This window comes from Agrobacterium sp. Ap1 (assembly GCF_017313375.1).
In the GTDB taxonomy this organism is placed as follows: Bacteria; Pseudomonadota; Alphaproteobacteria; order Rhizobiales; family Rhizobiaceae; genus Neorhizobium; species Neorhizobium cellulosilyticum.
Genome location: NZ_JAFLMY010000001.1, coordinates 280,588 through 306,966, shown reverse-complemented (window position 1 = coordinate 306,966; position 26,379 = coordinate 280,588). Strand labels below are relative to the sequence as shown.

Sequence of the window (26,379 nt, the reverse complement as noted above, 5' to 3'; positions counted from 1 at the left end):
TTTTTCAGATCATGCCGCCATTGGCGCGCAGGATCTGGCCGTTGACCCAGCCGCTTTCCGTGCTTGCCAGGAACGAGACGACAGAGGCGATATCGTCAGGCTGTCCAAGGCGACCGAGCGGGATGTTGCGTATGATGTTCTGGACCAGCTCTTCCGACTTGCCGGTCATGAACAATTCGGTTTCCACCGGGCCGGGAGCGACGGCATTGACGGTGATGCCGCGTTTGCCGAGTTCCTTGGAGGCAACATGGGTCATGGCTTCGACGCCTGCCTTGCTGGCGGCATAGGGGCCGTAACCTGGGCCATACATGCCGACGACGCTGGACGAGAAATTGATGATCCGGCCGCCCTCGCGCAGCCGCTTGCCGGCCTCGCGAATGCCGTAGAATGTGCCGGTGAGGTTAATGGTGATGTGCCGGTCGAATTCGGCGTCATCCGTCTCCATCAGCGGAGAGAGCTTCATGACGCCGGCATTGTTGACGAGGATATCGACGCCGCCGAAACTTTTCTCTGCCGCGTCGAAGAGCGCTGTGACGCCAGCTGATGTGCCGACATCCGCCTTGACGGCGATAGCCTTGCCGCCAGCTGTTTCGATTTCGCGGACGACATCATCGGCTGCAGACTGGCTCGATGCGTAATTGACGACGACGGCAAGTCCATCCTTGGCGAGGCGCAGAGCCAGAGCCTTGCCGATCCCCTTGGAGGCGCCGGTGATGATTGCTATGCGGTTCGTGTTGTCGGTCATGGTAATTCTCCTTTTCTGATCGTGAAGATATGCTGATCTCCAGGGAGAACAATGGTGCCCGTTTGACATGACAATTTGTATGTGATGAACAATTACCATGGACAGATTATTGCGCATGCAGCTTTTCGTGCGGGTGGTGGAACGGGGCAGCTTTCTTGCGGCCGCCGCCGATCTGGGGCTCGCCCGCTCCACCGCCACTCAGGCGATCAAGGCGCTGGAGGCCGATGTCGGCGCGCGACTGCTCGAGCGGACAACGCGGCATGTGGCGGTGACGCTGGATGGTAGCGCATTTTATCAGCGTTGCTTGTCGATCCTTGCCGATGTGGATGAGGCGGAGGCGATCTTTCGGGATGCGAAGCCGCAGGGCATTCTGCGGGTGGATGGGCATCCGATGCTGACCCAGACCTTTCTTCTGCCGCATCTGAGGTCGTTTCTCGATCGCTATCCGTTGCTGGAGATCCAGTTCGGGCAGAGCGATCGGTTCGTCGATCTCGTGCGCGAGGGCATCGATTGCGTGATCCGGGCGGGCGAAGTGAGCGACAGTTCGCTGATCATGCGCAGGCTCGGCTCGATCCGCGAGATGACCTGCGCTAGCCCTGACTATGTCGAGGCCCGTGGCATGCCGAAAACGCCGGACGAGCTGGATGGGCATCAGGCAGTCGGCTTCATTTCTTCACGCACCGGGCAGATCATGCCGCTCGAATTCATGGTGGGGGAGGCCGTGCGCTATGTGACCCTGCCGGCGCGCGTCACCGCCAATAATTCTGATACGGTCATGGACCTTGCCCGCCGAGGTTTTGGCCTGATGCAGGCGCCGCGCTATCACCTGCAGCGGCATGTCGAGGACGGCACGCTGGTTGAAGTCCTGCCGGATTTTCCGCCGCCGCCCACACCGCTTTCCGCTCTTTATCCGCAGAACCGCCAGCTCTCGCCGCGCGTGCGGGTGTTCATCGATTGGGTCGCGAAGATATTTGCGGAAGCCGACATCTGAGGAAGCACAAAGCCTGAAAAGGCTCACAGAGATTCATTTCGGCGTGAGGCTGCTGGTTCCGCCTTATTGCAGCAATCGCATTACCCTATCTCTCAGATCATGATCACACGCCGTTCTGCACTTCTGTCCGCTCCGTTTCTGTTTGCCGCTGGTCGCGCATTTGCGCAGCAGCCGGTGCCGCAACCGCCCGAGACACTGAAAACTGTTCTCGATCAAGCCGCCGAGCTCGAGCCGCTGAAGGTGGTTCTGGTTTATCGGGGCGGAGAGCCGCTGGCCGAGCGAGCTTTCAACGGGCGTTCGCTTACCGCTTCGAGCAATATCAAGTCGGCGTCGAAATCGATCATTTCCTGCCTTGTCGGTATCGCCATCGACCGCAAGCTTCTGGAAGGGACCGAGCAGAAGATCGCGCCGATCCTGAAAGCCGATCTGCCGCGCAATCCCGACCCGCGCCTGCACGAGGTCACGATCGGCAATCTGCTTTCGATGCAGGCGGGGCTGTCGCGGATGTCGGGGCCGAATTACGGGCGTTGGGTGGCAAGCCCGAACTGGGTGCGTTTTGCTCTGTCGGAACCGTTCGATGGCGAGCCGGGCGGCGAAATGCTGTATTCCACCGCCTCAACGCATCTCCTTTCGGCCATTCTTACCCGTGTCGGGTCCAAGTCGACCTTGGCGCTGGCGCGCGACTGGCTGGAGCCTGTCGATGGTTTCAGGATCGGTGCCTGGGAGCGTGATCCGCAGGGCATCTATCTGGGTGGAAACCAGATGGCGATGTCCGCCCGCTCGCTGATGGCTTTTGGTGAGCTTTACCGCAATGGCGGCAGGACCGGGGAGGGGCGGCAGGTCGTTTCGCAAGGCTGGATCGACCAGTCATGGATGCCACGTACCAATTCCCGTTTCTCGGGCGATGCCTATGGCTATGGGTGGTTCATGCGAGAGATCGGCGGGGAAGAGGTCAAGTTCGGATGGGGTTATGGCGGGCAGATGGTCTATGTCATCCCGTCACTCGCCATGACGGTAGTGATGACGTCGAATGAAAGCGGCCCGTCTGCGCGTAATGGTTATCGTGACCAGTTGCATGATCTTCTGGCGGATATTATCCGCGTCACGCCTGTCTGATCGCCATTCGACAGATCAATATCGAATAAAAGCCGGAATATTAGGGTTACCTGTTCATCATGCAGCGGGCATTCCATTGCATTATCGGCGCCTAATATTAAGAGTGAATTCACAACCAGAGCGAGTAAGTTGGCTGCAGTTGGTTTTCGAATTCCTCTCCGGGAGCAACACCGGCCTCACGTCATTAGCGTGGGCCGACGCTTTCCCGTGGGGTGGGTGGGGGAAGTATGGAGCCCCCACCCATTCTTTGCTGTTACTCTGGCCCTGCGAGGAGCTATGCGCTGATGTCGATCACACCGCAGTCGCCAGCTTCAGATGCGAAGGAGAGCAGCTTGCCGCTGGCGCTCCAGCTCAGGCCGGTGATCGCGCCCTTGCCCGGGCGTCGCAGCAGCGCTTCCTTCTCGTCGGCGATCCTCACACCAAGGATCATGCCGTCGATGAAGCCGATGGCGAGAACTTCTTCCGCAGGGTGGAAAGCGACCTGGGTGACCATGATATTGGCGCGGGTGCCGAGTTCCATCGGGGCCTTGCCCATCGGGCCGTCCTTCGATGAGAAGGGCCAGACGATGGCGGCGGGTGCACCCGAGGAGGCGAGCCACTTGCCCTTTACCGACCAGGACAGTGATTTCACCTTGGCGGGATAACCGGTCATGCGCATGTGGCGGTTTTCGCCGGCCTTGCCGTCGAGCTTCCAGCCATGCAGCGCGTTTTCCTGCATCGTGGTGACGAGGAAACGGCCGTCCGGCGAAAAGGTGACGCCGGTATGGGCACCTTTCCAGTCCAGATCGGCTGCCGGTGCGTTGGTGCCGACCCAGTGCAGCGAGACGCCATTATAGCGGGCGGCGGCGATCCGGAGGCCCTTGTTGGCGAAGGCAATGCCCTCGACACTTCGCTCCTCGGTGAATTCCTTGACCGAACCATCGCCCTGTCGCACGACGCTCGTCTTGCCGACGGCATAGGCAACGGCATTCTGCGGACCGCCAGCGATGACGCTGATCCATTTGCGCGGCACTTCTGCAAGTACGGTCGTTTCGCCATCATGGCCGATGCGCACAACCTTGCCGTCTTCGCCGCCCGAAAGCAGGGTGGCGCTGAAGGGATCGCGAATGCAGGTCAGAAGCCCCTGATGCGCCTCGGTGACCTTTTCGCCGCCATCGAGGCGGTGAATGCTGCCGGCAGCTGTGGCAAAAAAGGGAATGTCGCCCAGGAAATGCGTGGAGACGACGTGGCCTTCAATATCGAGCGGTGCAACTGTCGGCATCAGGCGGCCATCATTCGAGACATTGGTTCACTATCCATATGGTTTTCGGGCGCCGTTTCCGACGCCCGTTTTTCTATATTGAAATCTGCAGCCGATGTCAGGCCGGTGTCTTGGCGGTTGCCTGGCAGGCGAGGAAGCTCTGCTCGATCTTGGCGAAATCCAGATTGCGGCCGATGAAGACGAGGCGGCTTTCGCGCTTCTCGCCATCTTTCCACGGACGCTGGTGATCGCCCTCGACGATCATGTGAACGCCCTGGATGACATAACGCTCATCATCACCGGCAAAGGCGATGATGCCCTTCAGGCGCAGGATGTTCGGGCCTTCCGTCTGGGTGATCTTCTGGACCCAGGGGAAGAAGCGATCCGGGTTCATTTCGCCGCCACGCAGCGAGATCGACTTCACCGTGATGTCGTGGATCGGCGACATGGAATCATGATGGCCATGGTGGTGGCCGTGATCATGGTGATGATGATCGTGGTCATGATCATGATCATGATGGTGGTGATCATGGCCGTGGTGATGGTGGTCATGATCGCAGTCCGGACCGCAGACGTGATCCTCGTGGTCATGATCGAGGAAGTGCGGGTCGTTTTCGAGTGCGCGCTCCAGATTGAATGCGCCTTGATCAAGCACGCGGGAGAGATCGACGCCGGAGCGGCTGGTCTTGTAGATGCGAGCCGTCGGATTGATGGCGCGCACGACATCCTCGACGATCGCCAGTTCTTCCGGCGTGACGAGATCGGTCTTGTTGATGAGAACGACGTCGGCAAAAGCGATCTGGTCTTCGGCCTCACGGCTGTCCTTCAGGCGCAGCGGCAGATGCTTGGCGTCGACCAGCGCGACCACGGCGTCGAGTTCGGTCTTGGCGCGAACGTCGTCATCCATGAAGAAGGTCTGGGCGACCGGGACGGGATCGGCAAGACCGGTCGTCTCGACGATGATGCCGTCGAAACGGCCCGGACGGCGCATCAGTCCTTCGACCACGCGGATCAGGTCGCCGCGCACCGTGCAGCAGACGCAGCCATTGTTCATCTCGTAAATCTCTTCGTCCGACTCGACGATCAGGTCGTTGTCGATGCCGATCTCGCCGAATTCGTTGACGATGACGGCGTATTTCTTGCCGTGGCTTTCGGAGAGAATGCGGTTGAGAAGCGTCGTCTTGCCGGCGCCGAGATATCCGGTCAGCACGGTAACGGGAATGGGCTTTGCTGCTGGAGCTTCGGTGGTCTGGTCGGTCATAGGGAAACCTCGAAGGTTAAAGGCTTGCGCCGAATGGCATTGGCACGGGGCGCCAGAAATCGTCCGCTCCATATAAGGGTAAGGCAGAGCGAGTTCAAAGGGTTTCGATGTTATAAAATCACGTCAGGAAACGGATCGAGATATAGCAGATGTGATGTCGGTCCGGGCGAAGTCATCTCCTATATAGAGGAGAGGACATTCGAACTCGTTGGCGGTGGCATAGGCAAAACAGTCGCCGAAATTGAGAGAAGCTTTATGGAAGCCTTTGCCCCATCGAGCATAGGCCACGGCCGCCCTTTCTGCTCTGATGTCGTCGAGCTCTATTACGGTCAGAGGAAGTCGATCGATAAGGGACGTCAGACCTGATAAGCAGTCTTTTCCTCGCGCTACGATCAATGCTTCGGTCAAGGTTGCCGCGTTGATGAGCACTTGGGTTTGATCTGCGAGAACCTCCCGACATGCAAGAGCTTCCGGTTCGTTATTTACGATCGTGATCAAAGCGGACGTATCTATAACGATCATTCGGGAAGGCCGTCCTCGCCATAAAGAAAATCCTGGCTTCGTGCAGCTGAGGTTCGGTCAGACGATTTTTTCGGTGCCATTGCCCTGATTTCATCGATGAGGGCGCGGCGTTCTTCTGGAGATGAGGGCGGTTTCAATGGCACGATCTGCGCCACTTTTTGACCGCGGCGCGTCAATACCACTTCTTCACCGGCCTCGGCTCGATGAAGAAGTTCGGTGAGACTCGCTTTGGCATCGCTTACGGAGATTTCCATCGATACTTTCCATAATGGTCCATGTATATGGTCTAGTATGGCTGTTGCTTGGAAAATCTCAAGATAATTCTCCGACGTCAAACCGTGTCACATCCTCCAGCAGCTCAATGATCCCCTTCACCGCATGGGCGACCAGTTGTTCGCCGCGTTCTGCAGTTGCAGCCGACGCATTGCCGGCGACGCCGATGGGGTTGAGATCCGACATTTTCCAGCCGAAAGCATGTGGTCCGTAAGCGCGTAGATGGGTGAAATCGCGGGCGAACTCGGACTGTCTGGAGGTGAAGGGTTGGGCTTTTGGCATATCTACCCTATTCGGCCATAACGCCAGCATGACGGAGGTCTCGATGTCGCCGCCGTGTATGTCGATTGACTTGTCCTGTGGGCTGATCCAGCCCTGCGGCTGGCCGAAACGGGTCCAGCTGGTGGCGACTGCGAGCATGCCGAACCTGATGCGGGCTTCGGTGGCGACGATCGTCATCAGCGGCGAATTTCCGCCATGGGCGTTCAGCATGACGAACTTTTTGATACCTTGATTATTCATCTCTTCGGCAATGCCGAGCCAGCGGTTGACGGCTTCGTCGAAGGCAAGGGTCCGGGTGCCGGCGACATGCATATGTTCGACCGAATAGCCAACGGGTTCAGTAGGGAGAAATGTGATGGGGAGCGTCGGCGGAAGCGCCGGGATGAGTCGCTGCACGAGACCCTCCGCAATCAGCGTATCGGTGTCGAAAGGCAGGTGCGGACCATGCTGTTCGTGGGCGCCCAGGGGCAATACCGCGATCCAGTCGCGTCTTTCTGTGGACTCAAGTGTCTGATCATTGTCACAAAAGCGCGGTTTGGGATGCGACATCTGGCGGTGGTTTCCCGGTTTCGTTATGGATAGCGCGCATTACTATAGTGGCGACCTTCACCAAGCAAAGCGGGCAGGACCGATGAGCAAGAAAAAGGGCGAGAAGAAAGCGAAATCCGGCAAGAAGAAGGAGCTTGCAGCTCTTTCGGCGGCTGATCTCGCACCGGCGATCACCCGGGCCGCCCGCTCGGTTCGTACTGCGCTCAGCCGCAGCATTTCCGATAGCGGCCTTTATGCCGGCCAGGACGGGGTTATCCTCGCACTCTCGGAAGACGACGGGCAGACGCCCGGTCAGCTGGCCGCGCGGCTCGGCGTGAAAGCGCCGACCATGACCCGCACGATCGGGCGCATGGAGGCGCAAGGTTTCGTCGAGCGCAGGGCTGATGGCCATGACGGACGGCTAACCAAGGTTCATCTTACGGAAAATGGGCTGAAGAGCGTTGAGTCGATCGGGCAATCCGTTGCCGATTGCGGCGCGATGGCCGTGCGAGGTTTTTCCGAAAAGGAGGTGCGCACGCTTTTGAAGCTGCTGAGGGCTGTGGAACACAACCTGCAGCCGGAAGCCGACGAAGACTGACGGGCCTCCGGCTCATTCCCCGCCTATTGTGCTTGCAAATTAAATTGTTTATTTAAAAATTTTAGTTTGCAAGGCCGGCGCCAGAAACCGGCTTTCAAGAAAAGCAATCCGGAGGGGTTATGGCGCAGAAGGTAAAGCTTTCTACGATTGCAGACAGCCTTGGGCTTTCGACTGCAACAATCTCATTGGCACTCAGGGACAGCCCGCTCGTCGCAGCTGATACGCGCGAGAAGATCAAAGAGCAGGCACGCGCACTCGGTTATATCTACAATCGTCGCGCTGCCAGCCTCAGAACGTCGCGTTCCGGCATTATCGGCGTTGTCGTGCATGACGTGATGAACCCGTTTTACGGCGAAATCCTCAAGGCGATCGAGACAGAACTCGACCGTAGCAGCCACACATTCATTCTCTCCAACCATTACGACTCGGTCGAGAAGCAGCGCACCTTTATCGAGACGCTGCTGCAACTCGGCGGTGACGGCGTTATCATGTCGCCGGCGATCGGCACGCCGGTCGAGGATATCAGGCTTGCGGAACAGAACGGCATGCCGGCCATTCTGGTTGCCCGTACGATGGATGGCGTCGACCTGCCGACCTATCGTGGCGACGACAGCTACGGCATCTCGCTTGCGACAAATCACCTGATCGGACTTGGTCACCGGGTGATCGCGATGATCGGCGGTACGGACCAGACCTCCACCGGTCGCGACCGTTACCAGGGTTATGTCGACGCGCTGCGCAAGGCCAACATCGATGTCGATCCAAGCCTGCGCATTCCGGGTCCGCGTACCATGCAGGGCGGGTTCGAGGCCGCTGTGAATTTCCTCTCTCTGCCGCAAAAGCCGACGGCGGCCGTCTGCTGGAATGATCTCGTGGCGATCGGACTGATGAACGGCATCGCCCGTGCAGGGCTCATTCCCGGACAGGATATTTCCGTCACCGGTTATGACGATCTGGAGCAGGCGTCGATTTCGACGCCGTCTCTGACCACCGTTTCCAACCAGCAGGCGGATGTCGGCCGGCTTGCGGCACGTGCGCTGCTTGACCGTCTGGCCGGAAGCCACGAGCCGGATGGCCTGCACCTTATCAAGCCGGAAATGCGCATCCGTCAGTCGACATCGCCCTACAAGCCGCTTCGCGATCTCGCCAAGGCCTAAGCGAATTATGCGGCTGCGCCTGCTGCCGTTGCCTTGCGGGCAGCATAGGCGCGAACGGCATCGCCGAACGCTTCGAAGAGGGCGCGGGACGGCGCGTCCGTCTCGGCCCAGTATTCCGGGTGCCACTGCACGCCGACGGCAAAATTCTTCGCATCGATAACAGAGACGGCTTCGACCGTGCCGTCCTCGGCGCGGGCTTCCACCTGCAGTCTCGGCGCCGTTTCGGAAATTGCCTGGCGGTGCAGCGAGTTTACCTGCACTTCGCCTGCTGTTCCGAGATAACGGGCGATGCAGGACCCTTCCGCGATAATAACCGGCTGGCGGATGGCATACATGCCGTCGCGTTCCGAAACATCGGGTTTGCGATGATCCCAGATGCCCGGCTGATCCTGGATTTCACTTGCCAGCGTTCCGCCGAGAGCAACATTCAGTTCCTGGATGCCCCGGCAGATAGCGAGAAGCGGAATGCCGCGTTCAATGGCGCGGCGAATGAGTGGCAGCGAGGTCGCGTCGCGGCCGTGATCGAACGGCCCGTCGGCTTCGGTTGCCTCTTTCCCGTAAAGCGAAGGATGGACGTTGCTGACGGCTCCGGAAATCAACACGCCATCGACCCTGTCGAGAATGGCATCGGCATCATTGCCTGTTTCGAAAGCCGGCACGATGAAGGACATGACGTCGGCCACTTTCAGCGCGGCCGACACATACTGGTTCGGGGCGGCGTGCCAGATGGCACCTTCGATGTCACGAATATCGGCCGGGACGGCGACGATGGATTTCGGCAGATGGGAGGCCATGGTAGTTCCGAATTGATGGGACGAAGCCAGAGAAACAGAGAACGCCGCCAATTGCTAGAGGAATTGAGGTGGCAAAACCAGCCGCAGTGTGACGAGAAATAGATGCAAGGATCTATGGCGTCACCGACCAAATTATCTTCTCATTTCTTGCGCTATGTCATGAAGCGATCTGCTCTTCGGGAGGAGGTTACAGGTGGTCCAATCAAAAGGAGACCTCTCATGTTTGCCGCTCTTTCGCCCTATGTCGCTGGCCTTGTCATTCTCTGGTGGCTGGCCGGTGCCTACGTCATTCCACGCGATTTCATTCGTGTGCAGCGGAGCAAGCGCGCTGCAGAGAGTGAGAAGTTCCTCCACGGGTAAGTGTATCCAGTACGGAGCTTTCCTGAATAAATCTGTGGCTGCCGAAATAATGGGCATATCCTGCTGAAAACAATTTATAATTAGAGTTTCGAACACTACAGACGAAAGTCTAATTCGTTATTGGCACTTCAACCCCTCGTTTGCGTTTCCCCTCGCTTGCAAGCCTTTAGGCAACATGTTTACCTCATCGATGGTGTCCGGCGGATTGGAGGATGCGCCGGAAGTCGATCGTGATCGGGAGGATATTCATGGATCGTCGTCAGTTCTTCAAGAAAGCTGCAGTCACCGGAGCGGGCGCGCTTGCCGCCGGATCTCTGGCTGCACCTGCAATCGCTCAGGCCAATCCCAAGATTACATGGCGTCTCACGTCGTCGTTTCCAAAATCGCTCGATACGATCTATGGCGGCGCGGACGACATTTCCAAGCATGTCGCGGCGGCTACGGATGGCAACTTTACCATCCAGCCTTTCGCCGCCGGCGAAATCGTACCCGGCTTGCAGGCGGCTGACGCAGTCACGTCCGGAACGGTCGAGATGTGCCACACCTGCTCTTACTATTTCGTCGGCAAGGATCCGACATTTGCGATCGGTACGGCAATTCCGTTCGGCATGAATGCGCGATTGACCAATTCCTGGTTCTACCAGGGTAACGGCAACACGCTGATGAACGAGTTCTATGCCAAGCACAACATTTACGGTCTGCCGGCCGGTAATACCGGGGCGCAGATGGGGGGCTGGTTCCGCAAGGAAATCAACACCGTCGACGACTTCAAGGGCGTAAAGATGCGTATTGCCGGGATTGCCGGCAAGGTGCTCGAGAAACTCGGGGCCGTGCCGCAGCAGATCGCCGGCGGCGATATCTATCCGGCCCTCGAAAAAGGCACGATCGATGCTGCCGAGTGGGTGGGGCCTTACGACGACCACAAGCTCGGTTTCTTCAAGGTTGCAAAATACTATTATTACCCGGCGTTCTGGGAAGGCGGGCCGACGATCCACTCCTTCATCAACCTCGACAAATGGAACAATCTGCCGAAGCAGTATCAGGCGGCGCTGACCGATGCCTGCGCGTTTGCCAATACCAACATGATGGCGAAATACGACCAGAAAAACCCGACCGCGATCAAGCAGATCGTCTCGCAAGGCACGACGCTGCGGCCCTTCAGCCAGGATATCCTTGAAGCGTGCTACAACGCCGCGCTCGAAGTCTACAAAGAGATCTCGGCAACGAATGCGGACTTCAAGAAGGTCTATGAGGATCAGGTCGCCTTCAAGAAGGAGGGGTACTTGTGGATGCAGTTGTCGGAATACACGTTCGACACGTTCATGATGATCCAGCAGCGTAACGGCAAGCTCTGATCATCGGCCTCTGATTTTGAGAATAAAGAAACCCCGGAGCTAGGCTTCGGGGTTTCTGCGTTCCGGATAAGAAAAGGCCCGGTTCGATGCCGGGCCTTTGATATTAGTTGAATTTCGGTGGTTCGGACAGATTGGGAGCAGCAGGTTGGGCCGGCGCGCCGTCCATGGGCGGCAGGCCGAAGTTCGGCATGCCATTTCCGCCGCTGTCATTGCCAAAGCCCGGAACCTCGATCTTGATCGTGTTCAAATCCACATCCGGTGCCTTGTCCAGCCAGTAGGTGACGGATTCTGGCCAGAAGATGATGATGGCGACGAGGATGAGCTGCATGCCGAGCCATGGGATCGCACCTAGATAGATATCCTTGGTCTTGACGGTCTTCGGCGCGATCGAGCGCAGGTAGAAGAGTGCAAAGCCGAAGGGCGGGTGCATGAAGCTCGTCTGCATGTTGACGCAGAGCAGGACGCCGAACCAGATCAGGTCGATGCCGAGCGACTGGGCGACGGGCGCCAGAAGCGGCAGGACGATGAAGGCGATTTCGAAGAAATCGAGGAAGAACGCCAGGAAGAAGATGAAGATGTTGACGAAGATCAGGAAGCCGAGCGCGCCGCCTGGAATGTGAGAGAGCAGATGCTCGATCCACAGGCCGCCGTCCATGCCCTGGAACACAAGGCTGAAGCAGGTCGCGCCAACCAGGATGAAGACCACCATGGAGGTGATTGTCATGGTGGAATGCATGGCCTGCTTGATCAGATCCCAGGTCAGGCGGCGATGCAGGGCGGCAAGTACCATGGCGCCGACAACGCCGAGAGCACCGGCTTCCGTCGGAGTTGCAAGACCGAGGAACAGCGTGCCGAGCACGAGGAAGATCAGCACGACCGACGGCACCATGCCCCAGAGGACACGCATGACGAGGGCTGCATTCAACTCGCCGCGCGCCTCCGGTGGGAGAGGCGGGACATCCTTCGGGCGGACGATCGACAGGACGAAGATGAAACCGAGGAAGATCAGGACCTGGAGGATCGAGGGCCCGATCGCGCCGAGATACATGTCGCCGACCGAACGGCCGAGCTGGTCTGCAAGCACGATGAGAACGAGAGACGGCGGGATGACCTGGGTAATCGTACCTGACGCAGCAATAACGCCGGTCGCGAGCCTTGGATTATACCCGTATTTCAGCATGATCGGCAGCGAGATCACGCCCATGGTGATGACCGATGCCGCGACGGTGCCGGTAATTGCACCGAGAATGGCGCCGACGATGATCACCGCATAGGCAAGGCCGCCCGGAATGGCGCCGAACAGCTTGCCCGTGCCCTCCAGCAGATCCTCCGCCAGGCCGCAACGCTCGAGGATTGCCCCCATGAAGGTGAAGAACGGGATGGCAAGCAACAGGTCGTTGGAGACGATGCCGAAAATGCGCAACGGCAGCGCCTGCAGGAAAGCGAATTCGAAGTGGCCGGTGGCAATGCCGAGCAGACCGAAAAACAGGCCGACTGCCGACAGAGAGAAGGCGACCGGAAAACCGTAGAGCATGAAGATGATCATGCCCAGGAACATGGCTGGCGGCATTATGCCGAATGCGAACATGGCTTAATCCCCCGGTGCCTTATTGAAGCGGTTTTTCGTAGGTCGTGTCGACCTCAAGGGTGCCCGTAAGCCCCGCGATCCGCTTGATCAATTCGGAGAACCCCTGCAGCGCGAGCAGCACGAAACCTGCGACAATCACAAGCTTGACAGGCCAGCGAAGAAGGCCGCCGGCGTTGGAGGACATCTCGCCCTGCTGGAAGGAGAGAGAAAAAAACGGCCAGGAAAGCCATGCGAGATAGAGGCAGGCCGGAATGAGGAAGATGATCAAGCCGAGCGTATCGATCCACAGTCGCGTGCGATCCGAAACGGCGCCATAGATAAGGTCTACGCGTACATGTTCATTCAGGCGCAACGTATGCGAGGCGCCGATCAGCACGATGAAGGCGAAGAGATACCACTGGATCTCAAGCCAGCCATTCGAGCTGTAGTTGAACATGTAACGGATGAAGGCGTTGCCCGCGCTGATCAAACAGCAAGCCAGCACGAGGTAACCGGAAAATTTTCCCAGCACTTCGCTCAAGCGGTCTATTAGGCCGCTAAACCGTAATAACAGTCTCATTCGTTCCCACTCCCAACAGGTCCTTTTATCCCGCCTGTTCTTTGGTGGCGATGTAAACGAAGGTCTAAGGAAAGAAAAGCGGAAACGACTAACTCGAATTGGCGGCGGCCCTCCAGGCGGCGGCTCCGAAATGCTTCCGGCGTCGATCCTTGCGCTGAGAAACGTTGTTTTCGGCATCTAGAATACGGCGCTCTTGCTTTACGTTTCGTTGAACACGTTTGGATGTTCACCCCCCAAAGTCGAAGGGGTTAAACCGAGCAACAATCAAATCTTAAAAGATTTTCTTCAGTGTCGCGCGAAAGCCAAGGGAATGAGACCCGGTGGAGACCCGATGAAGGATTTGGAAGCGAAGACGCTACCGACAGAGCTGTATCTGCCGTTCGTCGAATCGCTATTCAAGAACCGTGGAACATTATGGACTGGAATGGTTGTCCATATCCTGTCCTGCGCGATCATTTTTGCTACGACCGGTTCCCGATTCTATCTCCTCATGATCGCGGTGTTCATCACCGTATTCGGCTATCGCATCTACTGGTTCCGTCGGTTCAGCCTGATCGACCACAGCCAGCTTTCCAAGAGCGAAATCGAAGCGTGGGAATCGCGCTATGTTCATGGCGCGGCTGCCACCGCGTTCGTGCTCGGCATTGGTAGTGCCTATGCGGTCCTTGTGCTCAAGGATATGCTGGCGGCATTCATGTGCATCGCCGTCACGATGGCCTCGATGGTCTCCATCGTTGGCCGAAATTACGGTTCCGCCCGTGCGGTCGCGCTCCAGACAATCGGCTGCTGCTTGCCGCTGGTCCTCGCCTGCCTGCTGACGGGAGACATCTATCTCGCCCTGATCTCGCTTTTCCTGATCCCGTTTGGGTTGACGACGCAATCCATGGCGAAGGGCGTGCGGGAATTCCTCTACGAAAATGTGCTGGCCTCGCGGGAAATGACGCGGATCGCCGACCAGCTCGATATAGCACTCACTACAATGACCCACGCCTTGATCATGCTCGATGCAGATGGTCGTGTGCAGGTAATCAATCGTCGTGCCTGCGAGCTTCTTGATCTGCCGGACGCGGACGAGCTGAAGGGGGCCGCATTCATCACCGTCTTGCGACGAAGCGGCCAGTCGCTTTCGGATGATATCCTGAAAAAGATAGGACAGCTGTCTGCGGGGCAGGCGGGCAAGACGCTCCTGTGTTTAAAGGAAACCGTCTATCTCGAATTCTCGCTCAGCCACCGCACAGACGGTGGCGTCGTCATGTTGTTCGAAGATGTCAGCGCGCGCGTGGCAGCCGAAGAAAAGATCCTGCATCTGGTGCGCTACGATACGCTGACGGGATTGCCGACGCGCGGCTACTTCGCCGAGCTTGCAGCGCGGCATCTCAGAGAGGCCAATACCGACCTCTTTGCTGCCTTTGTCATCTTTGACGTCGACGGGTTCAAGCATGTCAACGATATGCAAGGCCATGTTGTCGGCGATCGACTTCTTGCCGCGATATCCGACCGGCTTGTGCATGAAGCGGGCGAGGAGATCATCGTCGGCCGGTTGGTTGGCGACGAATTTGTAATTTTTGCCACCGGAAGGGATCGCGCTGCTCTGGAAGTTCGTATCAACGGCATCCAGACCGAAATTCAGGGAAGCTATCGTGTCGACAGGCTCGACCTGCCGGTATTCGTAAATGCCGGCGGAGTGATTCTCGAAGATCAGGACTTCGACATGGAAGCCTGGCAGATCAAGGCGGATCTGGCTCTCAACGACGCAAAGTCGGTTGGCAACGGAACGTTGACGATGTTCCGGCCGGAAATGGACGCCCGTTATGTGGCGGAACAGCGGCTGAAGGCCGATTTGCGTCTGGCGATAGAGCAGGGAGACCTGACCGTCGTTTATCAGCCGATGTATCGTCCGGACGGCTCTGAGATGGAATGCTGCGAGGCATTGGTTCGCTGGTCGCATCCGGAGCGCGGCTTTATCGGTCCCAACATCTTCATTCCGATGGCCGAGAGCATGGGGCTGATTTCCGAGATCACCAGGTTCGTGCTCGAACGTGCCTGTGCGGATTGTGTTTCCTGGCAGAATGGCATCTCGGTTTCGGTCAACCTGTCCATCCACGATCTCCGTGGTGGTCAGATCGTGCCGCTGGTGGCAGACATACTGGCACGTTCCAAGCTCGATCCGACGCGCCTGCACCTGGAAGTCACCGAAAGCTGCTTTATGGACGAACCCGTGGTTGTCAGCACGACACTCGGCAGGTTGCGCGCAAGCGGTGTGACGATCGCTATCGATGATTTCGGCACGGGGTTCTCAAGCCTCAGCTATCTCGATTCCCTGCCCATCGACATCGTCAAGATCGATCGTGCCTTCGTGCGAGATATCGGCACCGAGCCGCGTCGCCTGAAGCTCCTCAGCGGTATCGTGCATCTGTCGCGCGAACTCGATCTCAGGATCGTTGTGGAAGGCGTGGAGACGTTCGAGCAGCTTGAACTGGTCAAGAAGCACCGGTTTGCAGATCTCATCCAAGGCTACATTTTCTCCCCGCCGATTCCTGCAAATGCGATCGCGGAACTTAGCCAGAAGACCGCTTCTGCCCGCAAGCTTGCCAGCCGACAAAATCGCCGCGACAAGGGCGCAGAACCGCGCGCTTTCGGTACCGCGGGCTGATCAATCCTCTCGTCTCATTTGCAAACGAACCGACTAATGTAGGGTGTTCTGAAATGCTACGGTTAACCTGTTGTTAACCATAAGTTTTAAAAGACTGTTAATCATGATCTTCGTCATTGCGATCACGCCCCGTTTCAGGGTTAATCAATCGTTAATAGCGATGGGTAGCCCAAATGTCAGTGGTTCAGAGTTTTTCAGACAAAGCATTTTCCGAAAAACTGCTCTCGGCACTCGACCATATCGAGTATCGACGCATTGAGGGACACGAGGATTTCGAGGATGTGGCGCGCTTGCGCTACAAGGCCTACAAGGCCCAGAACGTGTTGCCTGTCGGGGCGAGCCATCTCCTGGATGAAATCGATTTCGTCCCGCATGCCTATGTCTTCGGTATCTATTACTACGAAGAGCTGATCTCGACTGTACGGGTACATCACGTCACGTCGGAGCATCGGACCTGCCAGTCGGTCGGCGTCTTTCCCGATGCGGTGAACAATCTGCTTGATGCAGGGCTGACATTCATCGATCCGGCCCGTTTTGCCGTTGATCCGGATATTGTCGGTGAATTGCCGGCCATTCCCTACATCACGCTTCGCCCGTCGATCATGGCGGCCATTCACTTTGATGCCGACCGGGTTCTGCAGCACATCCGGCCGCCGCATGCAGCCTTCTACCGGCGGGTCTTCCTCGCAGACACGATCGTGCCGCCGACGATTGCTCCCATATATGGGTTCGAGCTGACGCTGCTGGCATCCAGGGTTCGCGAAGTGCGTCCGCAGCTGATGCGCCGCTTCCCGCTTTTCCAATCGGAAGCCTATGAGCGGCGCCTGATGTTTGCCGAGCGGCCGATGGTTCTGTCGCCACCGCTAACGGTGCTGCCAACAGCGCGGTTTGCCAGCAGGCCGACTTCGCCGGAAATGGCATTTCTTCGCTGATTTCGCTTGGGCAGCGCCTCCGCCAACTAATCTCGCAAGCCATTGCACTCGACGGTTGTTCGTGTATTCCTGATATAGCCCGATACTTAAGCGGGCCGCAGGGAGAGTTGGGCTATCAGATCAACGGTAGCCGGATATGCGGACACCAGGGAGAGGCTCATGGACGATCATCACAATGGACCAGTAGAGATTGGCGCGCCGATGGATCACATGGCGCATGAGCAAACTTACGAGTCATTTCTGGCGGCTGCCAAGTGGGGGGCGATGACCATTGCCGCCTTGCTGATTGCCATGGCTGGTGGCTTCTTTGGTGGCCTAGGGCTGATCGGCGGTCTGGTCCTGTTCGTCATCCTCAACATTATCGGCGTTTTTCTGCTGCGATAGAGGCTTGCTGGTGCCGCTGATCCAAGCGGCATGCAGGTCGTCCGGATACTGGAAGAGGCGTTGGCGACGGGTTCGTCTCGTCGTTCAATATCAATGAACAATCCGTTTCGGCCAATCCGGCACTCGCGGACTAACAGAAGTTACTCCGGCATGCCATGTAAGCGTCAATAACATTCACACGCTTATGCCGGAGTGCCTCATGAAGAAGATCGGATTTCTCTCTTTCGGCCATTGGACGCCGTCACCCCAGTCGCAGACCCGCTCGGCTGGCGATACGCTTCTGCAGTCGATCGATCTTGCCGTTGCTGCTGAAGAGCTGGGTGCCGACGGCGCCTATTTCCGCGTTCACCATTTTGCCCGTCAGCTCGCTTCGCCTTTTCCGCTGCTTGCGGCTGTTGGTGCCAGGACCAGCAAAATCGAGATCGGTACAGGCGTTATCGACATGCGCTACGAGAACCCGCTTTACATGGCGGAAGATGCCGGCGCTGCCGATCTCATTTCGAAGGGGCGTTTGCAGCTGGGTATCAGCCGCGGTTCGCCTGAGCAAGTCATCGATGGATGGCGATATTTCGGTTATGAACCGGAAGAGGGAAAGACGGACGCGGATATGGGGCGCCGCCATGCCGAAGTCTTCCTTGACGTCTTGAGAGGGCAAGGCTTTGCCAAGCCCAATCCGCGTCCGATGTTCCCCAATCCTCCGGGCATGCTCCGGCTTGAGCCGCATTCGGAAGGTCTGCGTGAGCGTATCTGGTGGGGTGCCGGTTCGAATGCGACCGCCATATGGGCCGCGCAGAAGGGGATGAACCTGCAGAGCTCGACCTTGAAAGATGACGAGACCGGCGAGGCCTTCCACATTCAGCAGGCCAAGCAAATCCGCGCCTATCGTGAAGCATGGAAGGAGGCCGGCCATGATCGTGAGCCCTGTGTTTCGGTCAGCCGCAGTATCTTTGCTCTGGTTGATGATCGCGACCGGGCCTATTTCGGTCGCGGTGGCAAGGAAGAGGATTCCATCGGCTTCATCGACGAGAAGACGCGGGCGATCTTCGGTAAGTCCTATGCTGCAGAGCCGGATGTCTTGATCGAGGAGCTGCGCAAGGACGAGGCAATTGCCGAGGCTGATACGCTGCTGTTGACCGTGCCAAACCAATTGGGCGTCGAATACAACGCCCATGTGATCGAGGCCATCCTGAAGCATGTTGCCCCGGCTCTCGGTTGGCGCTGAAGCTCATTCGATCAGCCCAGAACTAACAATGCCGCCCGAAATTCTCGGGCGGCATTGTTTTTTGGGTCTCAAAGATTAGACGTCCTGCCTGTCAGGCGCCGCCGCTGCGGGTGCGCGCTGCGCCATCGACGGCTGGTTTGTAGTTCGGGTCGAGCCGGACGGCGTGCGAATAGGACTTGTAAGCGCGAGCGCGGTCACCGCGACGCTCGTAAACCAATGCCTGGTTGGCCCAGGATTCGGCGATCTTGTCGTTTAGTTCGATCGCACGGTTGAAGTCGGCGAAGGCATTGTCGTCGTCGTTCAGAGCGACATAGGAAATGCCGCGGCCGTTATAGGGTTCCGGCGCGCTTGACGACAGCGAAATGGCCTTGGAGAAATCCTCGATCGCCTGGGCATGCTGACCGCGGACCTGATAGATCAGGCCGCGATTGTGATAGGCACGACCATCGGTCGTATCCAGCTGAATCGCTTTGTTGAAGTCGTTGAACGCTTCGTCGTTGCGGCCGGCCTGGCGATAGATATTGCCACGGCCGATATAGGCGACGTCATAATTCGGGTTGATCTGCAGCGCGCGGTTATAATCGTTGGCCGCATCGACCGGCTTGCCCATGTTGCGATAGACGAGCCCCCGGTTGGCATAGGCCTGATAGAACTGCGGATTGAGTTGGATGGCGCGGTTGAAATCGTCCACTGCGCGCTTGAATTCGCCGGCGCGACCATAAGCGGAGCCGCGGCTGTTGTAACCTTCCGGGTCGGATGGGTTCGACTGGATGACCGATGACAGCGAGGCGATGTTTTCCTGCGAGCCTTGCGCGCGATCGACGCGAATAACGTCAGTTGTCGTCGGCCCCGTAGCGCATCCCGCCAAGCTCGCCATACCGACGAGCACGCCTGTAATCAGGGTGCGAGAGCGTAGTGTGGTCATGAGCGGCAGGGTGGAAGATTCGATTCCATCGGTAGCAACGGAAGTCTTGGCGGCCATCAGGCGCAGGTCCTTGTATCGGCAGGTTTGAGTCTCAATCGACCCGGTGCAATGAAAAAAGCGGCGGCGCCTAAGTCGCCCCCGCTCCATAATCACATAAAAGCGTCGAAAAGACGGCCGATTAACGAGCCGGACGCGGCGTGGACGGCAGCAGGCCTTCGCGCTGCATGCGCTTGCGAGCCAGCTTGCGAACGCGACGAACAGCTTCAGCCTTTTCGCGAGCGCGCTTTTCAGACGGCTTTTCGTAGTAATCGCGCATTTTCATTTCGCGGAAAACACCTTCGCGCTGCAGCTTCTTCTTGAGAGCGCGGAGAGCCTGATCAACGTTGTTGTCGCGGACAAGTACCTGCACGTGAAATCCCGTTCCTTTGGTTTGTTGTTCGCCTCAGTCACTGTCTGATTTCAAGGCGAAAAAATAGTGATGCCCGGCGAAAGGCCGTGCGATTGGTGAAGGCAGATAACAGATGAGTCTGCGGAAGTCCATATATGCCGACGCCGTTAATGTGAAAAATGGATGCAAGCTTCTCCGGATGCTTCAAAGCGCCTCTTCGGTCACGAGGCGCGCCCACCGTCTCAACATATCTATTTTGATGCGTTTATAAAAATATAAAACCATAGGTTGCGTTTCCGTTTTTGCTGATGCAGACTTCGCTTGCGTCAGGGCGCGCAGCAATTCGCATGTCATTTCACCATGAAGGGGAGGCTGGCTCGGCCAGCCCAGGGGCGAAGTATGTTCAGAAACATCATATGTGCGGGGTTGTTTATCGGTCTTGCCGGTTGTTCGCCGAATATGGCGGTCAAGCCGGTTCAATTCGGGGAAACCAAGGGTGTGGTCAGCGGGGCGAACTTGAGGCTGATCACGGAGAGACGGCGATCAGCCTATCCGAGCGTGGTATGCAGCGAGCCTAGTCCGGACTATGCCGTAGCATTCGGATCCAACCGGACGCTTAAGGTCACGCCGCCGGCGGGGTCGTCAGGTTCTACCGTAGAGACCGGATCCGAGACTTCCGAATTTGTCCTTGAAGGGGAGGGGCGCGCTGAGGCGGTGCTTGCGCTGAGGGACGGCCTCTACACTGCATGCCAGAGCTATGCCAACGGCATTATCGGGAAGGATGCCTATGCCATCATCCTCAGTCAGTATGGTAATCTGCTCCTTGGTCTTGTGGGCAAGGCTGGGGCCGGCGCGGTGCCTGCCTCCGGCCCCAATGCGGCGATGTCTGCCATGACTGTTGCGTGCATCAGCGGTCACGATGGATCGCGGCCGGGCTCAACCTCCAATTCGCTGCTTACGCATCAATTCTGCTCCAAGGTATTGCGGGCCGCGCTCGCGCGGTCGGGTCCCTCTGCCGGCGTCACCGTCAACCCGGCGAAAAAAGATGATCCGGTCAAAGCCAAGCCCGGCGGGAAAAGTCCCGATAAAGGGGCGGATGGCGAGAAAAAGGGTGAAGCTGCGAGATAACCCTTATCCTTGCGCGGCATTTTCCGTTGTGTCGAAACAATCCTCCGATGCGTCGCAATATGGCCATTGCGGCGCATATTGATTTGCGATGGGTATCGTCCTACCCAAGTCTCTGATGGTCGGATGACCAACGGAACCGAGCAAGGAAGAGGGGCGCGATGCGCAAATATTCGGTTTTCGCCATAGCCCGCGAGGCAATGCGCGCCCACAAGGGCTGGGAAGCGCAGTGGACGTCTCCAGAGCCACGTTCGAGCTATGATGTGATCATCGTCGGTGCTGGTGGCCATGGTCTGGGAGCCGCTTATTATCTTGCCAAGGAACACGGCATCACCAATATTGCGGTGATCGAAAAGGGCTGGCTCGGCGGCGGCAATACCGGCCGCAACACGACCATCATACGCTCCAATTATCTCTATGAAGAGAGCATGGACATCTACGAGCATTCCCTGAAGCTGTGGGAAGGCCTTAGCCAGGATCTCAATTACAATGTCATGTATTCGCCGCGCGGCGTGATGATGCTGTCGCACAACATCCATGACCAGCAGTCGTTCAAGCGGCACATCAATGCCAACCGTCTCTACGGCATCGACAATGAATGGATGACGCCGGAACAGGCAAAGGCTTTCGTGCCGGTTCTCGATATTTCCAAAACCGCGCGTTATCCGATCAACGGTGCAGCGCTGCAGCGCCGCGGCGGCACGGCCCGGCATGATGCTGTTGCCTGGGGGTTTGCGCGCGCTGCAGCGGATCGCGGTGTTCACATCATCCAGAATTGCGAAGTCACGGGTATCCGTCGCGGACCAGGCGGTGAGGTTCAGGGTGTCGAGACATCCAAGGGCTTTATCGGAGCCAAGAAAATCGGCGTATCGGCCGCCGGCCACTCGTCTGTCGTGATGGAGATGGCGGGCGTGCGCGTACCGCTTGCTTCCAATCCGCTGCAGGCTTTGGTGTCCGAGCCGATGAAGCCGATCTTTCCGTGCGTGGTCATGTCCAATACCGTGCATGCGTACATCTCGCAGTCCGACAAGGGCGAACTGGTCATTGGTGCCGGTACAGACCAGTACAATTCCTATAGCCAGACCGGCGGGCTGCAGATCATCACGCATACGCTGGATGCCATCTGCGAGCTCTTCCCGATGTTTCGCCGGGTGAAGATGATGCGTCAGTGGGGCGGGATTACCGACAACACGCCGGACCGTTCGCCGATCCAGGGTGTGACGCCGGTTCCGGGCCTGTTTGTCAATTGCGGTTGGGGTACCGGCGGTTTCAAGGCAACCCCGGGTTCGGCCAATCTCTTCGCTCATCTGATCGCCAAGGGCGAGCCGCACAAGCTGGCCGCTGGCCTGACGCTTGACCGGTTCCGCACCGGCCGCCTGATCGACGAAGCGGCAGCTGCCGCCGTTGCTCATTGATTGATAGGGGATAGACGATGCTTTTGATCCATTGCCCCTATTGCGAGGAAGATCGCTCGGAGTTGGAGTTTCGCTGGGCCGGCGAGGCGCATGTCGTGCGGCCGGAAAATATCGCGGCGATTTCGGACGAGGAGTTCGCCGAATTCTTCTTCCTGCGCAACAACGAAAAAGGCCTTACCTATGAACGGTGGCGGCATATCCACGGCTGCGGCCGTTTCTTTAACGCGGCGCGCGATACGGTGAGCGACAGGTTTTTGATGACATACAAGGCTGGCTTGCCGAAGCAGCCGGTGCCGGTGGCTGAGAAATTCGCCGCAATCGCCGAGGAAAAGTCCGTGGAAACCTGGGAACAGACGGAAGGAGACGCGAGATGAGCGCTTCCTCCAATTCCGGCGCGTTCCGCATCAAGGGTGCGGGACGTCTGACGCCCGCCCGCACGGCCCGCTTCACCTTTGATGGCAAGAGTTATACGGCGCTCGAGGGCGATACGGTTGCTTCCGCGCTTCTGGCGCATGGCGTGCATCTTCTCGGCCGCTCGTTCAAATATCACCGCCCGCGCGGCATCCTGACTGCTGGCCCGGAAGAGCCGAATGCGCTTCTCGACGTCTCGCGTGATGCGGCTCGCCGTCAGCCTAATGTGCGTGCCACGGTGCAGGAAGTGTTCGACGGTGCGAAGATCTCTTCGCAAAACCGCTGGCCATCGCTGAAATACGATATCGGCGCCGCCAATGATGTGCTTTCGCCGTTCTTTGCCGCCGGCTTCTACTACAAGACCTTCATGTGGCCGAAAGAGGCCTGGCACAAGATCTACGAACCGATCATCCGTCGCTCGGCGGGGCTCGGTGTTTCGCCGACGGAGGACGATCCGGATCATTATGCCAGCCGTTATGTGCATTGTGATGTCCTGATCGCCGGTGCCGGTGTGGCGGGCTTGACGGCGGCACTGTCTGCTGCTGCGACGGGTAAAAAGATCATTCTCGTCGATGAGCAGCCGGAAGTCGGCGGGGCGCTGCATTACGACGCTTCGACGACGATCGACGGGCAGAACGGTTATGATTGGGCGCAGGCGACGGCTGCCAAGCTGAAGGCAATGCCGAATGTCACGGTGCTGACCCGCACGACGGTATTCGGCTATTACAATCATGGTTTCCTCGGCCTGGTCGAACGGGTTACCGATCACGTTGCCAAGCCGTCGAAGGATGCGCCGCGCGAGCGCCTGTGGCAGGTGCGGACGAAAAAGGTGATCCTGGCGACCGGCTCGATCGAGCGGCATATGGTGTTTGCCAATAATGATCGTCCCGGCGTCATGCTGGCGTCTGCGGCGCGCAATTTTCTCAACCATCACGGCGTGGCGGTCGGCAATAATGTCGGTGTCTACACCGCTCACGATTCCGCCTATGAAGCGGCGTTCGACCTGAAGCGTGCCGGTGTCTCGATCGCCGCGATCGTCGATAGCCGCGACAAGCCGGGTGACGCGGTGCTGGCGGAAGCCCGCAAGCTCGGCATTGATGTTCTGACGGGGCATGCCGTGGTCGACACGTCGGGTCGTCTGCGGATCAATTCGATGACGGTTGCCCGCAACGGCAATTTCGATCGCCGCAAGATCAAGGTGGATGCGCTGATTGTCTCCGCAGGCTGGACGCCGTCCGTGCACCTGTTCTCGCAGTCGCGCGGGAAGCTGAAATTCGACGAGGCCAGCCAGCGCTTCTTGCCGGATGTCTATGCGCAGAACTCGGTGTCGGTCGGTGCCTGCAACGGTACGGATGATCTCGCCGAACTGATCGACGAGGCGATTATGGCCGGCGGCGGCAGGTTGGCGCTTTCGGGCGAAAACCGGTTCGAGTGGACTGGTGGCATGATCGGTGCGGCTGAAGGAGCCGGCCCGGACCATGCCGTAAAGGCATTCGTTGACTTCCAGCACGACGTGACAGCCAAGGATATTCGTCTTGCCGTCCGCGAAGGCATGCATTCGATCGAGCATATCAAGCGCTTCACCACCAATGGCATGGCCTCCGACCAGGGCAAGCTGTCCAACATGCATGGTCTGGCAATCGCTTCGGAGATGCTCGGCAGACCGATCCCGCAGGTGGGTCTCACCACATTCCGCGCGCCCTATACGCCGGTGACCTATGGCACGCTGATCAACCATTCGCGCGGCGAGTTGTTCGATCCGGCGCGCAAGACGCCGATGCATGCGCTCGAAGAGGCGGAAGGTGCCGAGTTCGAGGACGTCGGCAACTGGAAACGCGCCTGGTATTTCCCCAAGCGCGGCGAGGATATGCACACAGCCGTCAGCCGTGAGTGCAAGACGGTGCGCGATGTCGCCGGCATTTTCGATGCCTCGACGCTCGGCAAGATCGAAGTGGTCGGGCCGGATGCGGCAGCGTTTCTCAATCTGCTTTATACAAACGCCTGGGATACGCTGAAGCCGGGAAAATGCCGTTACGGCATCATGACCCGCGAGGACGGCTTCATCTATGACGACGGCGTCGTCGGGCGTCTGGCGGAAGACCGTTTTCATGTGACGACCACGACCGGCGGTGCGCCGCGGGTGCTCAACCATATGGAAGACTATCTGCAGACGGAATTCCCGCATCTGAAGGTGTGGCTGACCTCGACGACCGAACAATGGGCGGTGATCGCGGTGCAGGGGCCGAAGACGCGAGAGATCATCGAGCCTTTCGTCGAGGGGCAGGATCTTTCCCACGAGGCCTTCCCGCATATGAGCGTTGCCGAGTGCACGGTCATGGGCGTTCCGGCGCGGCTGTTCCGCGTATCGTTCACCGGCGAGGTGGGTTACGAAATTAACGTGCCTGCAGATTACGGGGCAGCAGTGTGGAAGGCGATCTGGGAACGGGCGCAAAGCATGGGTGCCTGCCTCTACGGCACCGAGACCATGCATATTCTGCGCGCCGAGAAGGGCTATCTCATCGTCGGACAGGATACGGACGGAACGGTGACGCCGGATGACGCGGGTTATGGCTGGGCCGTCTCCAAGAAGAAGACGGACTTTGTAGGTATCCGTGGCCTGAAGCGCCCCGACCTTGTGCGCGAAGGTCGCAAGCAACTCGTCGGGCTTATGACCAAGGACCCCAAGGAAGTGCTGGAGGAGGGTGGGCAGATTGTTGCCGATCCGAACCAGCCGAAACCGATGACCATGCTCGGTCACGTCACCTCGTCCTACTGGTCGGAAAATCTCGGCCGCTCGATCGCGATCGCGCTGGTTGCCGGGGGACGGTCGAGGATGGGCGAGACGCTCTATGTGCCAATGGCCGACAAGACGATTGCCGTCGAAGTGACTGACATGGTGTTCTTCGACAAGGAAGGAGGCCGCATCAATGGCTGAGCTCGATTCCAGTATCGCAACCCGTAGCCTTCCACTTTCCGGCGTTCACGGCGGTTCTGCCACTGTGCGGCTGGAGCCGGCGCAACCTGCCGAGCGGATCAATCTGCGTGTAGGCGCCGAGGATGTGTCTGCATTGTCTGCAGCACTTGGCCTCGACCTGCCGGTGAAGCCGAAGACGTCCTCCTCTGCTGACGGGCGCACTGCGCTATGGATCGGGCCGGATGAGTGGCTGGTGTTTGCAGACGGCGGCGGTAGCATCGGAAGCAGCCTCACACAGGCTGCCGCGAGTTCGGACGCGGTGCATTCAGCGACCGATATCTCGCATCGAAACACAGCTATCCTTGTGTCTGGTCCGGGGGCTGCCGCTACGCTCAACGCCGGTTGCGCGCTGGATCTCTCGCTCGACGCTTTCCCGATCGGGGCCTGCTCGCGCACGCTGTTCGGCAAGGTGGAAATCGTGCTGCTCAGGACCGCGGAGAATACGTTCCGGGTAGAAGTCTGGCGGTCGTTCTCCGATTACGCCTTTGCTCTTCTGGCTGAAGGCGCGAGAGACGCCGCGCTCTGAATATCCGGTCTTCGACCATAGCCTAACTTGATCTTGGCTTATCGATATCGCACCC

Annotated in this window: 26 protein-coding genes; 15 read left to right on the top strand and 11 right to left on the bottom strand. The window is 58.4% G+C overall.

Features of this window, described 5'->3' with window-relative positions; translation table 11 throughout:
- Window positions 1-4: 4 nt before the first annotated feature.
- Entirely contained in the window at window positions 5-745 is a 741-nt protein-coding gene (locus JZX87_RS01495; protein ID WP_206823145.1) for an SDR family oxidoreductase, read from the bottom strand.
- Between the two features lie 97 nt (window positions 746-842).
- Here JZX87_RS01495 and JZX87_RS01490 point away from each other — a divergent pair, with 97 nt between their 5' ends.
- Both JZX87_RS01490 and JZX87_RS01485 read left to right on the top strand, forming a co-directional pair.
- A complete protein-coding gene (locus tag JZX87_RS01490; RefSeq protein WP_206823142.1) occupies window positions 843-1,736 on the top strand; it encodes a LysR substrate-binding domain-containing protein in 894 nt (297 codons plus the stop codon).
- Window positions 1,737-1,835: 99 nt separating this feature from the next.
- A complete protein-coding gene (locus JZX87_RS01485) occupies window positions 1,836-2,852 on the top strand; it encodes a serine hydrolase domain-containing protein (protein WP_206823138.1) in 1,017 nt (338 codons plus the stop codon).
- 274 nt (window positions 2,853-3,126) lie between these two features.
- On the opposite strand, the gene JZX87_RS01480 is transcribed toward JZX87_RS01485, so the two are convergent.
- The 5 genes from JZX87_RS01480 to JZX87_RS01460 form a co-directional block, all read right to left on the bottom strand.
- Entirely contained in the window at window positions 3,127-4,113 is a 987-nt protein-coding gene (locus JZX87_RS01480) for a WD40 repeat domain-containing protein (RefSeq protein WP_183821049.1), read from the bottom strand.
- A gap of 97 nt (window positions 4,114-4,210) precedes the next feature.
- The gene (locus tag JZX87_RS01475) at window positions 4,211-5,353 is read right to left on the bottom strand and encodes a CobW family GTP-binding protein (protein WP_183821050.1); all 1,143 of its coding nucleotides are present in this window, start codon (window positions 5,351-5,353) and stop codon (window positions 4,211-4,213) included.
- Window positions 5,354-5,476: 123 nt separating this feature from the next.
- Window positions 5,477-5,875: a type II toxin-antitoxin system VapC family toxin gene (locus JZX87_RS01470; RefSeq protein WP_206823134.1), complete on the bottom strand. Its 399-nt coding sequence runs from the start codon at window positions 5,873-5,875 to the stop codon at window positions 5,477-5,479.
- A complete protein-coding gene (locus JZX87_RS01465; protein WP_183821052.1) occupies window positions 5,872-6,129 on the bottom strand; it encodes a type II toxin-antitoxin system Phd/YefM family antitoxin in 258 nt (85 codons plus the stop codon). Before JZX87_RS01465 ends, JZX87_RS01470 begins: the two co-directional genes overlap by 4 nt.
- A gap of 58 nt (window positions 6,130-6,187) precedes the next feature.
- Window positions 6,188-6,979: a creatininase family protein gene (locus tag JZX87_RS01460; RefSeq protein ID WP_183821053.1), complete on the bottom strand. Its 792-nt coding sequence runs from the start codon at window positions 6,977-6,979 to the stop codon at window positions 6,188-6,190.
- Between the two features lie 82 nt (window positions 6,980-7,061).
- Between JZX87_RS01460 and JZX87_RS01455 the strand changes: the two genes are divergently transcribed.
- Together JZX87_RS01455 and JZX87_RS01450 are read left to right on the top strand one after the other, a co-directional pair.
- A complete protein-coding gene (locus JZX87_RS01455; RefSeq protein ID WP_206823132.1) occupies window positions 7,062-7,556 on the top strand; it encodes a MarR family winged helix-turn-helix transcriptional regulator in 495 nt (164 codons plus the stop codon).
- Window positions 7,557-7,675: 119 nt separating this feature from the next.
- Entirely contained in the window at window positions 7,676-8,713 is a 1,038-nt protein-coding gene (locus JZX87_RS01450; RefSeq protein WP_148143374.1) for a LacI family DNA-binding transcriptional regulator, read from the top strand.
- 5 nt (window positions 8,714-8,718) lie between these two features.
- On the opposite strand, the gene JZX87_RS01445 is transcribed toward JZX87_RS01450, so the two are convergent.
- Entirely contained in the window at window positions 8,719-9,495 is a 777-nt protein-coding gene (locus JZX87_RS01445) for a gamma-glutamyl-gamma-aminobutyrate hydrolase family protein (RefSeq protein ID WP_206823874.1), read from the bottom strand.
- 231 nt (window positions 9,496-9,726) lie between these two features.
- Between JZX87_RS01445 and JZX87_RS01440 the strand changes: the two genes are divergently transcribed.
- Together JZX87_RS01440 and JZX87_RS01435 are read left to right on the top strand one after the other, a co-directional pair.
- A complete protein-coding gene (locus tag JZX87_RS01440; RefSeq protein ID WP_183685256.1) occupies window positions 9,727-9,867 on the top strand; it encodes a hypothetical protein in 141 nt (46 codons plus the stop codon).
- 248 nt (window positions 9,868-10,115) lie between these two features.
- On the top strand, window positions 10,116-11,222 hold the full coding sequence (locus JZX87_RS01435) for a TRAP transporter substrate-binding protein (protein WP_148143376.1): 1,107 nt from the start codon (window positions 10,116-10,118) through the stop codon (window positions 11,220-11,222).
- A gap of 103 nt (window positions 11,223-11,325) precedes the next feature.
- Here JZX87_RS01435 and JZX87_RS01430 read toward each other — a convergent pair whose 3' ends face one another.
- Window positions 11,326-12,810, bottom strand: a complete 1,485-nt coding sequence (locus JZX87_RS01430) for a TRAP transporter large permease (protein WP_148143377.1) — start codon at window positions 12,808-12,810, stop codon at window positions 11,326-11,328.
- 19 nt (window positions 12,811-12,829) lie between these two features.
- Window positions 12,830-13,369 (bottom strand): TRAP transporter small permease subunit, encoded by a 540-nt coding sequence (locus JZX87_RS01425; RefSeq protein WP_148143379.1) that lies wholly within the window; start codon window positions 13,367-13,369, stop codon window positions 12,830-12,832.
- 331 nt (window positions 13,370-13,700) lie between these two features.
- Between JZX87_RS01425 and JZX87_RS01420 the strand changes: the two genes are divergently transcribed.
- The 4 genes from JZX87_RS01420 (at window position 13,701) to JZX87_RS01405 (ending at window position 18,560) form a co-directional block, all read left to right on the top strand.
- Entirely contained in the window at window positions 13,701-16,022 is a 2,322-nt protein-coding gene (locus JZX87_RS01420) for a putative bifunctional diguanylate cyclase/phosphodiesterase (RefSeq protein ID WP_206823130.1), read from the top strand.
- 173 nt (window positions 16,023-16,195) lie between these two features.
- Window positions 16,196-16,954: an N-acyl amino acid synthase FeeM domain-containing protein gene (locus tag JZX87_RS01415; protein WP_148143383.1), complete on the top strand. Its 759-nt coding sequence runs from the start codon at window positions 16,196-16,198 to the stop codon at window positions 16,952-16,954.
- A gap of 159 nt (window positions 16,955-17,113) precedes the next feature.
- Window positions 17,114-17,338 (top strand): aa3-type cytochrome c oxidase subunit IV, encoded by a 225-nt coding sequence (locus JZX87_RS01410; protein ID WP_148143385.1) that lies wholly within the window; start codon window positions 17,114-17,116, stop codon window positions 17,336-17,338.
- Window positions 17,339-17,537: 199 nt separating this feature from the next.
- The gene (locus JZX87_RS01405; protein ID WP_183821056.1) at window positions 17,538-18,560 is read left to right on the top strand and encodes an LLM class flavin-dependent oxidoreductase; all 1,023 of its coding nucleotides are present in this window, start codon (window positions 17,538-17,540) and stop codon (window positions 18,558-18,560) included.
- Between the two features lie 91 nt (window positions 18,561-18,651).
- On the opposite strand, the gene JZX87_RS01400 is transcribed toward JZX87_RS01405, so the two are convergent.
- On the bottom strand, window positions 18,652-19,485 hold the full coding sequence (locus tag JZX87_RS01400; protein WP_246435794.1) for a tetratricopeptide repeat protein: 834 nt from the start codon (window positions 19,483-19,485) through the stop codon (window positions 18,652-18,654).
- Between the two features lie 178 nt (window positions 19,486-19,663).
- Window positions 19,664-19,894, bottom strand: a complete 231-nt coding sequence (gene rpsU / locus JZX87_RS01395; protein ID WP_112457677.1) for a 30S ribosomal protein S21 — start codon at window positions 19,892-19,894, stop codon at window positions 19,664-19,666.
- Between the two features lie 378 nt (window positions 19,895-20,272).
- Between rpsU and JZX87_RS01390 the strand changes: the two genes are divergently transcribed.
- From JZX87_RS01390 to JZX87_RS01370, 5 genes are all read left to right on the top strand, one after another.
- On the top strand, window positions 20,273-21,001 hold the full coding sequence (locus JZX87_RS01390; protein WP_206823129.1) for a hypothetical protein: 729 nt from the start codon (window positions 20,273-20,275) through the stop codon (window positions 20,999-21,001).
- Between the two features lie 158 nt (window positions 21,002-21,159).
- Entirely contained in the window at window positions 21,160-22,413 is a 1,254-nt protein-coding gene (locus JZX87_RS01385; RefSeq protein WP_183821059.1) for a sarcosine oxidase subunit beta family protein, read from the top strand.
- A gap of 17 nt (window positions 22,414-22,430) precedes the next feature.
- Complete coding sequence (locus tag JZX87_RS01380) at window positions 22,431-22,787, top strand: sarcosine oxidase subunit delta (protein ID WP_183990610.1); 357 nt, start codon at window positions 22,431-22,433, stop codon at window positions 22,785-22,787.
- The gene (locus JZX87_RS01375; protein WP_206823127.1) at window positions 22,784-25,759 is read left to right on the top strand and encodes a sarcosine oxidase subunit alpha; all 2,976 of its coding nucleotides are present in this window, start codon (window positions 22,784-22,786) and stop codon (window positions 25,757-25,759) included. The genes JZX87_RS01380 and JZX87_RS01375 overlap by 4 nt, the downstream gene beginning before the upstream one ends.
- Window positions 25,752-26,324, top strand: coding sequence for a sarcosine oxidase subunit gamma (locus JZX87_RS01370; protein ID WP_206823125.1), 573 nt, complete (start codon window positions 25,752-25,754; stop codon window positions 26,322-26,324). Before JZX87_RS01375 ends, JZX87_RS01370 begins: the two co-directional genes overlap by 8 nt.
- Window positions 26,325-26,379: the final 55 nt, after the last annotated feature.

Bases quoted from the DNA above. Each gene is read 5' to 3' on its own strand.
- JZX87_RS01495 (WP_206823145.1), bottom strand. From the start codon at position 745: ATGACCGACAACACGAACCGCATAGCAATCATCACCGGCGCCTCCAAG.
- JZX87_RS01490 (WP_206823142.1), top strand. From the start codon at position 843: ATGGACAGATTATTGCGCATGCAGCTTTTCGTGCGGGTGGTGGAACGG.
- JZX87_RS01485 (WP_206823138.1), top strand. From the start codon at position 1,836: ATGATCACACGCCGTTCTGCACTTCTGTCCGCTCCGTTTCTGTTTGCC.
- JZX87_RS01480 (WP_183821049.1), bottom strand. From the start codon at position 4,113: ATGCCGACAGTTGCACCGCTCGATATTGAAGGCCACGTCGTCTCCACG.
- JZX87_RS01475 (WP_183821050.1), bottom strand. From the start codon at position 5,353: ATGACCGACCAGACCACCGAAGCTCCAGCAGCAAAGCCCATTCCCGTT.
- JZX87_RS01470 (WP_206823134.1), bottom strand. From the start codon at position 5,875: ATGATCGTTATAGATACGTCCGCTTTGATCACGATCGTAAATAACGAA.
- JZX87_RS01465 (WP_183821052.1), bottom strand. From the start codon at position 6,129: ATGGAAATCTCCGTAAGCGATGCCAAAGCGAGTCTCACCGAACTTCTT.
- JZX87_RS01460 (WP_183821053.1), bottom strand. From the start codon at position 6,979: ATGTCGCATCCCAAACCGCGCTTTTGTGACAATGATCAGACACTTGAG.
- JZX87_RS01455 (WP_206823132.1), top strand. From the start codon at position 7,062: ATGAGCAAGAAAAAGGGCGAGAAGAAAGCGAAATCCGGCAAGAAGAAG.
- JZX87_RS01450 (WP_148143374.1), top strand. From the start codon at position 7,676: ATGGCGCAGAAGGTAAAGCTTTCTACGATTGCAGACAGCCTTGGGCTT.
- JZX87_RS01440 (WP_183685256.1), top strand. From the start codon at position 9,727: ATGTTTGCCGCTCTTTCGCCCTATGTCGCTGGCCTTGTCATTCTCTGG.
- JZX87_RS01435 (WP_148143376.1), top strand. From the start codon at position 10,116: ATGGATCGTCGTCAGTTCTTCAAGAAAGCTGCAGTCACCGGAGCGGGC.
- JZX87_RS01430 (WP_148143377.1), bottom strand. From the start codon at position 12,810: ATGTTCGCATTCGGCATAATGCCGCCAGCCATGTTCCTGGGCATGATC.
- JZX87_RS01425 (WP_148143379.1), bottom strand. From the start codon at position 13,369: ATGAGACTGTTATTACGGTTTAGCGGCCTAATAGACCGCTTGAGCGAA.
- JZX87_RS01420 (WP_206823130.1), top strand. From the start codon at position 13,701: ATGAAGGATTTGGAAGCGAAGACGCTACCGACAGAGCTGTATCTGCCG.
- JZX87_RS01415 (WP_148143383.1), top strand. From the start codon at position 16,196: ATGTCAGTGGTTCAGAGTTTTTCAGACAAAGCATTTTCCGAAAAACTG.
- JZX87_RS01410 (WP_148143385.1), top strand. From the start codon at position 17,114: ATGGACGATCATCACAATGGACCAGTAGAGATTGGCGCGCCGATGGAT.
- JZX87_RS01405 (WP_183821056.1), top strand. From the start codon at position 17,538: ATGAAGAAGATCGGATTTCTCTCTTTCGGCCATTGGACGCCGTCACCC.
- JZX87_RS01400 (WP_246435794.1), bottom strand. From the start codon at position 19,485: ATGACCACACTACGCTCTCGCACCCTGATTACAGGCGTGCTCGTCGGT.
- JZX87_RS01390 (WP_206823129.1), top strand. From the start codon at position 20,273: ATGTTCAGAAACATCATATGTGCGGGGTTGTTTATCGGTCTTGCCGGT.
- JZX87_RS01385 (WP_183821059.1), top strand. From the start codon at position 21,160: ATGCGCAAATATTCGGTTTTCGCCATAGCCCGCGAGGCAATGCGCGCC.
- JZX87_RS01380 (WP_183990610.1), top strand. From the start codon at position 22,431: ATGCTTTTGATCCATTGCCCCTATTGCGAGGAAGATCGCTCGGAGTTG.
- JZX87_RS01375 (WP_206823127.1), top strand. From the start codon at position 22,784: ATGAGCGCTTCCTCCAATTCCGGCGCGTTCCGCATCAAGGGTGCGGGA.
- JZX87_RS01370 (WP_206823125.1), top strand. From the start codon at position 25,752: ATGGCTGAGCTCGATTCCAGTATCGCAACCCGTAGCCTTCCACTTTCC.